The sequence below is a fragment of the Flavobacterium rhamnosiphilum genome (genome assembly GCF_004349195.1).
GTDB lineage: Bacteria > Bacteroidota > Bacteroidia > Flavobacteriales > Flavobacteriaceae > Flavobacterium > Flavobacterium rhamnosiphilum.
In genome coordinates, this window is the sequence record NZ_SMLG01000016.1 from 56,957 (window position 1) to 71,091 (window position 14,135).

The following is a 14,135-nucleotide window of genomic DNA, read 5'->3' on the forward strand; positions in this document are numbered from 1 at the left end:
AAATCTTTAGCTGTATCTATAAAAAACAACTCCATAAACGGTAAGTAAAACGGCATTATCCCTGTAACGGTTTTTAATAGCCTACCTTACAAAAAAAATTAATGTCTATAGAACACAAAGTTCGATTGGTTGAAGAATTATTTGACCGTCTTGAAAATGAAATTACGGTGTTCCAATCAGAAACTCATTTACAGTGTCGCAACGGTTGTGGCAAGTGTTGTTCCACTCCGGACATCAATGCTTCACCTTTGGAGTTTTTACCGTGGGCATTGTATTTATTTTTAAACGGTAAAGCTGAGGAAATGTTAGTCGAGCTAAACAACAAATCCGATAGCAATTGCCATTTGTACCGACCACTCACTGTTCTTGACAGAAACATGGGAAGTTGCAGCAACTATCGCTATCGCGGATTAATTTGCAGGCTTTTTGGGTATGCTGCCAGTAGAGACAAATACGGCAAACTACGATTAGCCACTTGCAAAATAATCAAAGAAGGACAACAAGAAAACTACAATACGGCCGAAGAAGCCATTAGCAAAGGACTCTACGTACCTGTTTTTACCGATTATTATATGCAACTCTCGCAAATTGATAACAGACTGGCCACTACTTTACTTCCCATAAACGAAGCCTTAAAAACAGCGATCGAAGAAGTCTTGCATTATTATGCGTACAGGCCGTTTCCGGGCGGTCTCGAAAACATCGCTTAAAACACAAAACAAATAAAAATGCAAAAAGCCCCGAAATTTCGGGGCTTTTTACTATAACAAATTCAAGTTTTTATTTACTCAAATACATTTTTCTTCTGGAGTACAATTCGTAGAATTGATCGTCTTTCAAGTCGTCAATAAACAAGATGCTTTCTCCTGTTGATTTCATTTCTGGTCCTAATGCTTTATTCACATTTTGGAACTTGCTGAAAGAGAAAACCGGTTGCTTTATGGCATATCCTTTCAATTGTGGGTTGAAAGTAAAGTCGGTTACTTTATTGTGTCCTAACATCACTTTAGTCGCATAGTTCACATAAGGTTCTCCGTAAGCTTTTGCAATAAATGGAACTGTACGAGACGCTCTAGGATTTGCCTCGATAATATAAACCGTATCGTCTTTTATAGCAAACTGAATGTTGATTAAACCAACTGTTTTTAAAGCTTTAGCAATTTTTACTGTGTGATCTTTTATTTGCTGCATCACAAATTCTCCTAAGTTAAAAGGAGGTAAAGTAGCATTGCTATCTCCAGAGTGAACTCCGCAAGGTTCGATGTGCTCCATAATTCCTATGATATACACATTTCCGTCCGCATCACAAATCGCATCTGCTTCCGCTTCGATTGCTCCTGCCAAATAATGGTCTAACAGCAATTTATTCCCTGGAATCGATTTCAATAAGTTGATAACGTGCTCTTCCAACTCTTTCTTGTTGATTACGATTTTCATTCCCTGACCTCCTAACACATACGAAGGACGAATCAATAATGGAAAATCTAAAGTATCTGCTAAAGCAGAAGCCTCATCCGCCGTTTCCGCAATTCCGAATTGTGGGAAAGGAATGTTCAATTCCGTTAACAAATCAGAGAAACGTCCTCTGTCTTCGGCTAAATCCAATGCATCAAAACTGGTTCCTATGATTTTTACTCCGTATTTAGACAGTTTTTCGGCTAATTTCAAGGCGGTTTGTCCTCCTAATTGCACGATAACACCTTCTGGTTTTTCGTGTTGGATGATGTCGTAAATATGTTCCCAAAAAACAGGTTCGAAATACAATTTATCCGCTGTATCAAAATCGGTCGAAACCGTTTCCGGATTACAGTTAATCATTATCGTTTCATAACCACATTCTTTGGCTGCCAAAACACCGTGAACACAAGAATAATCAAACTCAATTCCTTGTCCAATTCTATTTGGGCCTGACCCAAGAACAATTATTTTCTTTTTGTCTGTTACAACACTTTCGTTGTCAACATAACGTGTTCCGTCCGCTTTTTCTATTTCGGCCTCAAAAGTCGAATAGTAATAAGGTGTTTTTGCTTTGAATTCCGCCGCACAAGTATCCACCAATTTAAACACACGGTTGATGTTCATGTCTGTACGCAACGTATGCACTTGACTTTCCTTGCAACTCATCATGTGTGCAATTTGTCTGTCGGCAAACCCTTTTTGTTTGGCTTCCAAGAGCAATTCTCTTGGCAAAGTTTCTATAGTATAGTTAGAAATTTCTTTCTCTAAAACATACAATTCTTCATATTGTTTCAAGAACCACATATCGATTCTGGTAATTTCATGAATACGGCTCAATGGAATTCCCATGGCGATAGCATCATAAATCACGAAAACACGATCCCAACTTGCAAAAGTCAATTTCTCTATAATTTGCTCGTAGTTGGTATATCCTTTTCCATCAGCTCCTAAACCATTTCTTTTGATTTCCAATGATTGTGTGGCTTTGTGCAAGGCTTCTTGGAACGAACGTCCAATTCCCATTACTTCCCCAACGGATTTCATTTGAAGTCCCAACGTTCTGTCAGCTCCTTCAAATTTATCAAAGTTCCAACGTGGTATTTTTACAATCACATAATCCAAAGTCGGTTCGAATAAAGCCGAAGTTGATTTGGTGATTTGATTTTCCAATTCATCTAAATTGTATCCTAAAGCCAGTTTAGAAGCAATTTTTGCAATTGGATAACCAGTTGCTTTTGATGCTAATGCAGAGGAACGAGACACACGAGGGTTGATTTCGATAGCAACGATGTCTTCTTTTTCGTCTGGCGAAACAGCAAACTGTACATTACAGCCTCCTGCAAAATTACCAATACTGCGCATCATCAAAATTGCCATATCACGTAACTTTTGGAAAGTCGTATCTGATAATGTCATTGCTGGTGCAACCGTGATGGAATCTCCGGTATGAATTCCCATTGGATCCATATTTTCGATAGAACAGATAATCACAACATTGTCGTTTTTATCTCTCAATAATTCCAATTCGTATTCTTTCCAACCTATTAAAGCTTTGTCAATCAACACTTCGTGAATGGGTGACATTTCTAATCCGTAGGAAAGTTTTTCGTCAAACTCTTCTTTGGTATGAACGAAAGCAGCTCCAGTTCCACCCAATGTAAACGAAGGGCGAATTACTAACGGGAAACCAAATTCCTGTGCAATTTCTTTTCCTTCCAAGAAAGAAGTAGCCGTTTTTGCAGGTGCAGTAGGCACATTTATTTTTTGAAGCAATTGTTTAAATTGCTCTCTGTCTTCGGTAATATTAATGGCGTTTACATCAACCCCGATTAATCGTACTCCAAAATCTTCCCAAATTCCTTTTTCATCTGCTTCCAGACACAAGTTCAAAGCGGTTTGTCCACCCATCGTAGGCAAAACAGCATCAATTTGAGGGTGTGCTTTAAGGATTTCGATAATTGATTTCGTCGTTAATGGCTTCAAATAAACATGATCGGCCATGGTTGGGTCGGTCATAATTGTTGCCGGATTGGAGTTTATCAAAATAACTTCAATTCCTTCTTCACGAATAGAACGGGCAGATTGTGATCCTGCATAATCAAATTCGCACGCTTGACCAATAACAATAGGACCTGAACCTATTATTAAAACTGATTTTATGGATGTATCTTTTGGCATTGTATGGTATTATTGTGTTGTGTAGTTGTTGCTTTTAAAAGATTAAAGTTACTGAACTCAAACCCTTTAACTGTAAATCTTAAACTTTTTTTAACGAATAGGTATAAAAAAAGGCGATACTAAAAAAAGTAACGCCTTATTTATGTTTATAGAAACATTATTTTTTGTGTCTTGGTTCGCAAGAAACAGTCAATTTATGTCTTCCTTTAGCTCTTCTACGCGCAAGAACTTTTCTTCCATTTGCAGAAGCCATTCTGTCCATAAATCCGTGCTTATTTCTTCTTTTTCTTTTCGATGGTTGAAACGTTCTTTTGCTCATTGCTTTGTATCTTTAAAATCTTATTTATATGTCTTCCTGTTTTTGAATAACTGTTATTCTAAAACCGAGTGCAAATATACAAAGACTTTTTTTTCTCACAAGCAGTTTTGTAAAAATATTTTCAATTCATTTTACTATATTTGTGATCTTAAAATAATCACACTATGTTTCACAGAAATATTAAACTTATTATCGCCGGACTAATTATCATTACTGGCATTTGGCAATTCACAGAAAGCAATATCGGTAATGGAATCTTCCTTATATTATTGAGTGCAATTCCTATTTTCCTTTACTTTAAAAACGAATTCATCTTATTAGCCTTCTTAAAACTAAGAAAACAAGATTTTGAAGGCGCCAAAAAATGGCTGGCTTACATCAAAAACCCGGAAACGGCTTTGGTACAAAAACAACAGGGATATTTTAATTACTTACACGGAATCATGCTTTCGCAAACAAATATCAATCAAGCGGAGAAATATTTCAAAAAAGCGATTGAACTAGGATTATCAATGGATATGGATTTGGCTGTAGCCAAATTAAACTTAGCCGGAGTTGCCATGACACGCAGAAGAAAATTAGAGGCTACTACGCTATTGAATGAAGCCAAAAAATTAGACAAACAGAATATGTTGAAAGATCAAATTGTCATGATGAAAGAACAAATGAAGAAAATATAATTTTTATAATTATCGAAAAAGGGTCAAATGATACACATTTGACCCTTTTTTATTTGGTTATGTCCTAAATTTTTGGAAAACAAAACTACTCCCCATTTTTTTATTAACCATATAAGAAATATAAGTTCATTTAAGCATTTGCTGATTTTAGTTTTTACGTGGGTTATATTTTCTTATATGACTGTCCGCTAAACGGATCGTGATTATTTTTTTTTACTATCATCAACAATGAGATTAAGAGTCAATTTTTTCAACAAATTCTTAAAAAAATTACTGAATGTCGTGAATGCCGCTTGATATCTTTATTTCTTGTTTAAAAAAAATCTCATTATTAAAACAAAACAAAGCCAGCCAGCATCTCTTAACCTCTAAACCTCACTGTTTAAGAATCATAATGTTTTCTTTATTAAACTCAACATTTACAGGTATTTACAAAGTATTTTTGTAAGTTTTAATTTTAATACAGAGATTGAAATGTTTTTTTTGGCATTCGTAACGGACAGTCATATTTTCTTAAATGCCTTATATGGTTTAAAAAAATAGTTAATACCCTTTTAACGGAATTTCGATTTGATATTTTTTACCGGTATCATTTATTAATTTCGTTTCTCTAAGCCAAGGATTATGAATCTTCAAAATCTTATAGTTAATCCCTTGCCCTTTTACAAAATCAGCCAAATCCGTAATAGAACTGTCGATTTCTATTTTTCGAGTTGGCAAAGCTCCATATAAATCTTCGGGAGCAATGGTAAAACCATATTTTACTGGATTCTCCATGATTTCTTTCAAGGCTAAAATTCTAAAAACATAGCGAGACGTTTCTTCCGTAAGCAACAAATCATAATAATTTGACACTTTTTGAATATCAATTTGTTTATTCACACCCGTCATTCCTCCGTTATAAGAAGCTGCCGCCAAGGTCCAGCTACCAAACTTTCCTTTGGCACTCAAAAAATAACTACAGGCCGCTTGAGTTGATTTTTCTAAATCATAGCGCTGATCCACATTTTCATTGACTTCCATTCCGCGCTCTTTTGCCGTATCCGGCATAAATTGCCAAATTCCTCTTGCTCCTGCTGGCGAAACCACATTCACCAGTCCACTTTCAATAACTGCCAGATATTTAAAATCATCCGGAATACCGTTCTTTTTCAAAATAGGCTCAATTACAGGAAAAGCACGATTCGCCCTTTTTATAGCCAAAATAGTGGAAGCATGCAGATTTACATTTACCAGCAACTCTCTATCCAAACGCTCTTTAACATCCGATATTTTCAGAGGTGTTTCTTCGCCTGCAAAATCTAATTTTACAGGAAAATCAACACTATTTTCTTTTTTCAACTCTTTTTCTTCTGTCGGATTTTTAGCGGCAAAAATAAATACACCACTCGCAAAAATCACGGTAAGCATTAAGGCAACTTTATTAATTAACTTCATCTTTTCTTTTTTATGCCTTTCATGTAGTTATAAAAGTGCGTTTACTTCTTTTCTGTTCCCAATATAATGGAAGGCAAATTTTCATTCAACCATTTGTATTTATTCAAAATCATAATGTGCGTCCCACCTTTTACAACGATACAATTCTTGATATATTTCATAGGAAAAACATCATCCATATCTCCGTGAATGTGAATTACATTCTCGTCAACAACGGTTCTGTTCCATAAAATCACTTGCTCAACCGCCCAATTCAAATAACGAATATCCCGAACCGAGAGAAATTTTTCGTAAAGCTTGAGTCTTTGATTTACTTTTTCTCCAAAGGAAAACTTGGCAAGGCTTTCAATATTTGCAATCAGTTTCATGGGAATTAATTTATAGGCTTTGGTAGTTTTTGCAATTTTCATTCTTCTGGGAAATTCCAAATTACTTCTGACACTCGAAATGACAATTACTTTCTGAGCTTCAACATATTTAGCCATTTCCTGTACCAAAATACCTCCAAACGAAACTCCGATTAAAACGGGATTCGGATGTTTTATTTTTTCAGTAATTCTCTTCGCATAATCCGCTAAAGACTCTTTATCAAGAGGAATTTCCCATTCCAAAAGATGAATTTCAAAAGTATCCTCCGGAAGCGCAATCCGTTCAAAAATTGCAGTACTGGCCGCTAATCCCGGCATTAGATAAACAGGTATTTTACTCATAACTACTTTACAACAATATTCCAATTCATTATCTCGAATTTTATATAAAAATACTTTTTTTATTGGAACTCATTCGAGTTTCTTCTTTATATTATCAATACTTTATGACTGCTATAGCATTAAAATTGAATTCAAGAAGCCTATCAAATTTTGGATGAGCCAACCATTTTATTCGAAAATTATTGCAACTAGACCCCTTTAAAATTTGATATAGTACACATTTTAAACAATACTACTTTTACAGAAAAAAGAAGAAGCAAAAACATCGTGACCATGGGTATTCACTGACAAAGAAAACGCAATAACCAGATACAACCGGAAATCGTTTGATATTGAAAATCAAATCAATACCTTTGTAAATATTGTTTCGCCAAATGACAAAAATGATGGGAATGCACTTTGGGTTTACCAAAAAACCTTGCAGAAAAAGAGCTAAAGAACGAGACAAAATGTATCAGTTATTTTTTAACAGAGCCTTAGTACCAAATCAAAAATACTATTGGCAGAAATACCAATGAATCAAAAGTTAATTATTATGGAAGCAGGAATCATTATGGAAATCAAAGACAATACTTTTTCAAGACAATTTGAAACTATGGTAGACGAAGGATTAGTTTCTGTCGAATATTCATTTCAGGAGAAAAAAATATTTTTAACAAAAATAAATCTTCCCGAATCATTTGAAAACGAAGAATTCATTTCTAATTTTCTAAAAAACATCATGGAGATTGCCATTGAACGAAAACTAAAAGTTGTTCCTATTCTTCCCAAAATAGTTGTGTTTTTCAAAAAAAATCCAATTTACAAAGAACTGCTTCCTCCCGGAATACGATTATAAAAAAAGGCGGTGTCATTAAAAAAACACAGCCTTTTTTATTTAATTCAAATCTTGAATTAATTTCTATCCTTACCACGAGAAGGGTTATTCGTTCTTGCCGGCGGCGTTTTTTCCATAGGTCTTCTTGATGGAGCAGAACGAGTTCCTTCGTTTCGTTGATGATTCGCTGGCGCAGGTCGGGTTATTGAAGGATTATCTTGACGCGTTCTTGGTACCGGTTGACGTCTTGTTGGTGCCGTAGGCTGAACTGGACGCGCTGACGAAGGATTTTGCTGGCGGTTTTCTTCTACATTTTGACGTCTTGTTGGTGCCGTAGGCTGAACTGGACGCGCTGACGAAGGATTTCGCTGGCGGTTTTCTTCTACATTTTGACGTCTTGTAGGTGTCATAGGCTGAACTGAACGGGAAGTTCGAGGATTTACGGAACGGTTTCCTCTCATTTGTTCTCGAGTTCTAGGAAGAACTGTTCCTTCCGGTCTTCTAAAATCCCTTCCTTGATACGTCTCTCTATAAGCATCATTTATCCGGTTTCTCCTTACTACTGGAGAGCTATTCCTTCTGGAATAATAATACGAATGCGTAAGCGGATATCTTACATATCCCACTCTGCGATAAAAATCATTTCTATAATAATGACGATGGTAATCCCAATAATTATAATAATAAATGGGAGTCCACGCTCGCCAATAAGAGGGATAATATCCCCAATGCCATGGAGATATGTAAATTACAAATGACGGAGAAAATAAATTGATTATTATTGGCCAATTGTTAACATACAAAACACCGTTCCAATAATTACCCGTGTACGTTCTTTCATAACCTAAATAACCCGGATTTGGAGTATAATCATCCCCTGATGAAGGTTCCAAAATATAATCTTCACCATACAATTCTTCATCACCTATAATTTGAATAACAACCTTTCCAAATCTATTTTTATTAACTTCTATAACTGCTACATCCTGATATTCAATCCTATTTACCGCCACGCGGAGGACTATTGAATACGAATCCCCATCTCTATAACTAGCTACCTGAATATAATCCACATAGCCATCATTATTCAAATCAAGATTATTAATATTGGTATCTTTATCATTAATTGCTCTTTCAAATTCTTCTAAAGTTTTTGATTTTTGAAAAATATCCAATACTGCATAAAGATTAAGGTTATCACCCGGTATACCCAAAGCTACCAGTCTACTTTCTATTTGAGAAAACAGAGGCATACTAAACAGCGCGGTAGCTAAAAAGACAAAGGATAAAATTAATTTTTTCATGACTAAAAATTTTATACATTGAAATTCAATTACAATACAAGGTACGAAAAAATTAAAATTAAAAAACTAACAGTAAACACTTTAACCTTTTGTATATAAAGAATTACCTTCAAAAATCACTACAACTCTACTGCAAAAAACGTTTCAAAACTTGACTTAACTAAACCACTATGGACTGAAAGTCCATAGATTTGGTTGGCAGACTCAAAGTCTGCACGGTTAAAACGGGAACAAAAAAAATTTCACCGCAGATTCGCAAATTAAACATATCAAAGATGGATAAATAATTTGCGAATCTGCGGTGAAATTTTTAGAAGCTAAAGCGAAATGCACTAAAAGTACATAGTTTTAACTATTTCTGTGACCAATAAAAAAGACATGCGTTATCCGCATGTCTTTTTAGTATCTATAAAGCATACTTTACAAATCAATTTTCTTAACTTCACTCTTGTTAACGCTTAATGCTGACATTACGGAGTCAATATTTTTTTTGTCAACTGTTTTGGCAAAACCATCTGGTATAATTACAATTCTAAAAGTTTGATTTTGCGTCCAACTTGGCTCTAAAGTAGTAAGACTAAAATTAGCGGAAAGAAAAATATTAACATTATATCTGGTGTAATCAAAATTAAAATCCAGTTCTCCACCATCACTAAAATAATACGTTTGAGGCATTAGCTTCCAAATGTCTTGCCCATTTACAGTATCGTACAAATGATATACTAAAACAGAATCAGAGGAATAAAGTGGTGGATCGAATACTACCAAACGACTATAATTATTATTTGAATTGAATGAAGTTGTAACTTCAAACACTTCTGTTCTAGGACCATTATCCACATCATCATATACTTCAGTTACTTCACAACTTTGTAGTGTCATCATCCCGATGAAAACTAAAAATAAGGTAATTTTTTTCATTCGTTATAGCTTTAATAATTTATACTTTAAAACTCTATTCATGAATTGTGCCAAAGTTTGTTTTAAAAAACAATGTACTTTTTAAAAATGGAAAAAGAACTTAAATTACACCTGATAATGTTAGGCTGTACGCCAGAAGGCAGGTTTACAGAGCAGCATGATATTTTTTTTTTGAATTGGTAATTCCTTGAAAAAATTGATTCCACACATGAATACTTTTTGGACTGAAGCCAAAGGGTGACTTCACATTGATGCCTGGCGGAAGCTTTTGTGATGAAAAGCTTCTCGATACTTTTTGGCTTATTAAACTCCCGTTTCAAAACATCTTATTTCAAGCAAAAATCCCGAAGCGTCGGGACGAAGTGACGGTACGAACTGCCTGAATCGAACTGACGTTTTTTTAATCACATCCTATGGGTTAAACTAACTATTAGACAATCGCATATCGAATTAGCGCACAAAAAAAGCATCCGTTTTAGGCGGATGCTTTTTAGTTAAAATTAGTTTTAAAACTATCTGGAAGAAATCACTTTTTTAGTACTGCTTCCTCTGTTGGTAGTTACTTTCACAACATACACTTGGTCTCTTCCTCTGTTCAATTTAAGGTCAAGCGTTACTTCTTTATTCAAATAACTATTGGCATCGGTTTTAGACAGCACCGAAATACCTTGCGAATCAAACACCTCGATTTTCACATCCGATTTATAATCAAAATTATATCTTATGGTCAGCTGGTCTTTGAAAGGAACAGGGTACGTAGTAAAACCTGCGGTTTCAGTTTTTGATTCTATCGGCGCAACGGCTTCGGTAGTTTTAGCAGCTGGTGGTGGTGATGGTGCTGGGCAATCCGTGGTATCCTCATCATTACAAGTGGAAGTTGCGTTACAACCAGCTGCAGTTACAACTTTAACAGTTGGGATAGAACCGGCAGCGAGACCGCTAAATATTACATCTCCCTCATCGTCTGTGTTAATAACTGGTTCTTGCGGCACACCAGCTAATAATAATGTGTAGGTGGCCCCAGGAATTGGATTACACACCTCAATACTTCCGGTTGATGATGATCCGCAAAGTGTCGGCTGGGTTATTTTTAATTTTATTTCCGGACTAGCATTTACCGTCACTAAAGCTGTTTTTTGACAACCGTTTATATCGGTATATGTGATAACAGAGGTACCGGCTGATACTCCAGTTACCAAACCTGTATTACTAACAGTAGCGACATTAGAAGTCGCAGACACCCAAGGATTAGAGGAAGCAGGAGAACCTGATCCTGTCAGCTGTCTCGTTAAACCTACACATACACTGAGAGTACCAGTAATTGTAGGCAAGGCATTTACCGTAACAGTAACTGTGTTTCGACAACCATCACTATTGGTATATGTGATGACAGATGTACCAGCAGACACTCCTGTTACCACACCTGCATTGGTAACAGTTGCGACAAGAGGAGTGGCAGATGCCCAAGCATTAGATGAAGCAGGAGTAGGTGACCCGCTCAACGTTGTCGTAGAACCTACACATACACTTAGAGTACCGGTAATAGTAGGTAATGCATGCACTATAATATCAATTGATCCTGTACAACTACCATCGACGCTTTCATAGAAAATCTCATGGGGTTCATCACTAGTACTAGCACCGGCAATGGAAGGTGTAAAATAATACTTGCCGTCAATGCTATTCAAGCTAACCCCAGGTCCACTAAAAGTACCGCCAGGAGGTTTTGCAGACAGGAGCTGGGGTGTACTATTATCTGCGCATGTTGCCGCAATGGGAGTGATTTCCGTGCTACCAAAATCTAAATCCACAGGAATAGGAGTTATAAAATCTTTGAGGGCAGCGGTCGAAGAATCGGAAGCCTTTGTTTTGACCCATAGCGTTTTTATGTTAAGACCGCTGCAAGATTCCCCCGCTAATGCTAAAAGATAAGAAATGTTAACACCTGCTTCTACAAAAGCAAATTGTTGATACGTGTTAAGGCCAAATGCTAAATAAGGCACATCCAATTCAGGATCTGTTCTATTAGTTTCAGCAAATGCATTGGCTAATAAATCTGAGGTAGATGGCACTTGTATGTAAGACCACACCAACTTACCTTTAATTACACTTTCCTTCCATTGGTAGATGAATACATTAGGCTTTGTACCGCCACTGGAATATTCCATGGAAATGACTATATCATTTTCTGTTCTGCCACCGCCATTGGTTTTACCTGCTGCCGGGGTACCGGTAAAAGTTCCGTTGCTATTTTGATCAACGGTACCTTGCAATAATTCAAAATCAATATAGCTGGTTCCATCAGGAGACAAACGATCGCCGGAAATAAAGATCCATTGGTCGTCATTGCCGTCACGTGCTATATGATACAGCGCATTGTTGATATCGTTTTTATTCGGCGCTGAATTTGTAAACCATTTCAAATCTGACACATAATTATTGAATTTACTGCCTTCTGTAAAAACGTTGTCATTGCCATTAAAGTTCTCGCCAGATGCACGCCCGCTTGTTTGACTGGTAGCCGGCACACCATTAATACCAAAAACAGATCCACCATTACCTCCATCTCCGGGATACCAATCTCCCTGACCAATGATAGGTGTATTGGCTCTTAAACCTCCATCAATAGCGAATCCACCTGTTGGTGGTGTTACATTGGCAAACTGTCCAAAAATGTGTGAAGAAAAAAACAAGAAACATATTGATAAAAATGTTGCCCAGTTTCTAAAAGGAAGGAATAATCCCTCATGACATGATTTTGAAAGGCTATTATGGGAATACCGTTTTGTAAGAACCGTATTTTGTGATTTAGGGCTAAAATAGGATAAATTAGGTATACGAAAACCTAATTTAGAAATCGTGTTTTTCGATAAAAAGCAACCTTTTATTTTGCTAGGCAAATGTTCGAAAAACGCCAAAAGTGTATTATTTTCCATGATAATAAAGTTTTAATACCATAGTTATTAAAAAGCAGGAAACTAGCGGACTTGGGAAATAAAATCTTAAAGAAAAACATAACATCTTCATAAACACATTTATGAAGTACGCCATCATCAAAAGGATATTTTTAGTATAGGAAACTAAATCCTTTTATCGACCAAAAAGTCATTTATAAAACAACTTTAAATTCAATAAAAAAAGAGAAATAAACCTCGAAAGCAAAAACTTTCGAGGTTTAATCTTATACTCTAATCCGTTTTATTTTTTGGATCAGATGATTATTTACAACCTATTTTGAAGAAATTACTTTTTTCACACTGCTTCCACGATTAGTAGTCACTTTTACAACATACACTTCTGCTTTATCTATATTAGAATTAAGTTTTAGTGTAACTTCTTTGTTCAAATAACTATTGGTATCCGTTTTAGAAAGGACTAACCTACCTTGTGAATTGAATACTTCAATTTTCACATCAGAAACGTAATCAAAATCATATCTGATGGTCAATTGGTCTTTGAAAGGAACCGGACTGGCAGTGAAACCTGCAGTTTCGGTTTTACTGGCTATCGGTGCAATAGGAGCTATTGCAGAATCAGTATTACAAACTTCTGCATTTATGGTTCCGGTAGTTCCTGATGCTAGTAAACCGTTAACATAGCTTGCGAAAGTATACGTACTGCTGGTATTAGTACCCGAGTAATCGCCATCTACGATTGATTTTGTCTCGTATTTTATGGAAACAATATACGTTGCAGGTAGACTACTTGAATTTGTTCCAGCCAATCTTGCGCCTGAGCCGCTATCGATAAAGCTTGGAGTAAATGACACTGTTCCACAACTGCTAGTGGTCAATCTGATCTGTGAAGTATTATCACTATAGCCCTGAATAGTAAACAGTTTGTCTAATTTACTATCATTGATCTGTTTTACATCAATTGTAAAGGCGCCCGGAGGGACAGTGACAAATGAATAGTAGAAGAACACACCCGGATTTACATTTTGATCTACTAATCCATTATTGTCTTTATCTGAGGTACATACTTTAGGTAAGCCAACGGCAGTTCCATTGCTAAAACTAGCACAGTCAGTATTAGTCGGGAAGATGTGAACGCAACTTTTCACGGTAATGGTTTGACTACAAGTAGTTGACACATTTTTACAAGCGTCTGTCGCTTTCCAAGTGCGGGTAAGTCCGTCTGCGGAAGTTGACACAACCTCTATTTTAATATCGGCAGTCGCAGTACAATTGTCTTTTGCTGTTGGATCATCGAATTTAATTGTTGCATTACATTCAATTTCTTTATTTCCTGCACAAGTAAGCTCTGGTGGAGTCACGTCGTATTGTCTGGTTATGCGCACTTTTTTCTGAA

At 36.0% G+C, this 14,135-nt stretch carries 11 protein-coding genes; 3 read left to right on the forward strand and 8 right to left on the reverse strand.

The window, feature by feature from the left end; genetic code table 11:
* Window positions 1-101: 101 nt before the first annotated feature.
* The gene (locus tag E0I26_RS15770; protein ID WP_131917403.1) at window positions 102-710 is read left to right on the forward strand and encodes a YkgJ family cysteine cluster protein; all 609 of its coding nucleotides are present in this window, start codon (window positions 102-104) and stop codon (window positions 708-710) included.
* Window positions 711-780: 70 nt separating this feature from the next.
* On the opposite strand, the gene carB is transcribed toward E0I26_RS15770, so the two are convergent.
* The gene (gene carB, locus E0I26_RS15775; RefSeq protein ID WP_131917404.1) at window positions 781-3,636 is read right to left on the reverse strand and encodes a carbamoyl-phosphate synthase large subunit; all 2,856 of its coding nucleotides are present in this window, start codon (window positions 3,634-3,636) and stop codon (window positions 781-783) included.
* Window positions 3,637-3,793: 157 nt separating this feature from the next.
* The gene (gene rpmH / locus E0I26_RS15780; protein ID WP_007136275.1) at window positions 3,794-3,955 is read right to left on the reverse strand and encodes a 50S ribosomal protein L34; all 162 of its coding nucleotides are present in this window, start codon (window positions 3,953-3,955) and stop codon (window positions 3,794-3,796) included.
* A gap of 164 nt (window positions 3,956-4,119) precedes the next feature.
* Here rpmH and E0I26_RS15785 point away from each other — a divergent pair, with 164 nt between their 5' ends.
* Window positions 4,120-4,635: a DUF2892 domain-containing protein gene (locus tag E0I26_RS15785; protein ID WP_131917405.1), complete on the forward strand. Its 516-nt coding sequence runs from the start codon at window positions 4,120-4,122 to the stop codon at window positions 4,633-4,635.
* Between the two features lie 543 nt (window positions 4,636-5,178).
* Here the strand turns inward: E0I26_RS15785 and E0I26_RS15790 are convergent.
* Both E0I26_RS15790 and E0I26_RS15795 read right to left on the reverse strand, forming a co-directional pair.
* Window positions 5,179-6,072, reverse strand: coding sequence for a lytic transglycosylase domain-containing protein (locus E0I26_RS15790; RefSeq protein WP_131917406.1), 894 nt, complete (start codon window positions 6,070-6,072; stop codon window positions 5,179-5,181).
* 41 nt (window positions 6,073-6,113) lie between these two features.
* A complete protein-coding gene (locus E0I26_RS15795) occupies window positions 6,114-6,782 on the reverse strand; it encodes an alpha/beta hydrolase family protein (RefSeq protein WP_131917407.1) in 669 nt (222 codons plus the stop codon).
* A 553-nt stretch (window positions 6,783-7,335) separates the two neighbouring features.
* Here E0I26_RS15795 and E0I26_RS15800 point away from each other — a divergent pair.
* Window positions 7,336-7,620 carry a GNAT family N-acetyltransferase gene (locus E0I26_RS15800; RefSeq protein ID WP_131917415.1) on the forward strand — a complete coding sequence of 95 codons (285 nt, stop codon included), beginning with the start codon at window positions 7,336-7,338 and terminating at the stop codon, window positions 7,618-7,620.
* 56 nt (window positions 7,621-7,676) lie between these two features.
* On the opposite strand, the gene E0I26_RS15805 is transcribed toward E0I26_RS15800, so the two are convergent.
* From E0I26_RS15805 to E0I26_RS15825, 4 genes are all read right to left on the reverse strand, one after another.
* A complete protein-coding gene (locus E0I26_RS15805) occupies window positions 7,677-8,903 on the reverse strand; it encodes a hypothetical protein (RefSeq protein WP_131917408.1) in 1,227 nt (408 codons plus the stop codon).
* Between the two features lie 420 nt (window positions 8,904-9,323).
* Complete coding sequence (locus E0I26_RS15810) at window positions 9,324-9,824, reverse strand: hypothetical protein (RefSeq protein WP_131917409.1); 501 nt, start codon at window positions 9,822-9,824, stop codon at window positions 9,324-9,326.
* Between the two features lie 512 nt (window positions 9,825-10,336).
* A complete protein-coding gene (locus E0I26_RS15820) occupies window positions 10,337-12,760 on the reverse strand; it encodes a T9SS type A sorting domain-containing protein (protein ID WP_131917410.1) in 2,424 nt (807 codons plus the stop codon).
* Between the two features lie 293 nt (window positions 12,761-13,053).
* A partial coding sequence (locus tag E0I26_RS15825; protein ID WP_165929465.1) for a T9SS type A sorting domain-containing protein occupies window positions 13,054-14,135 on the reverse strand: 1,082 nt, incomplete at its 5' end.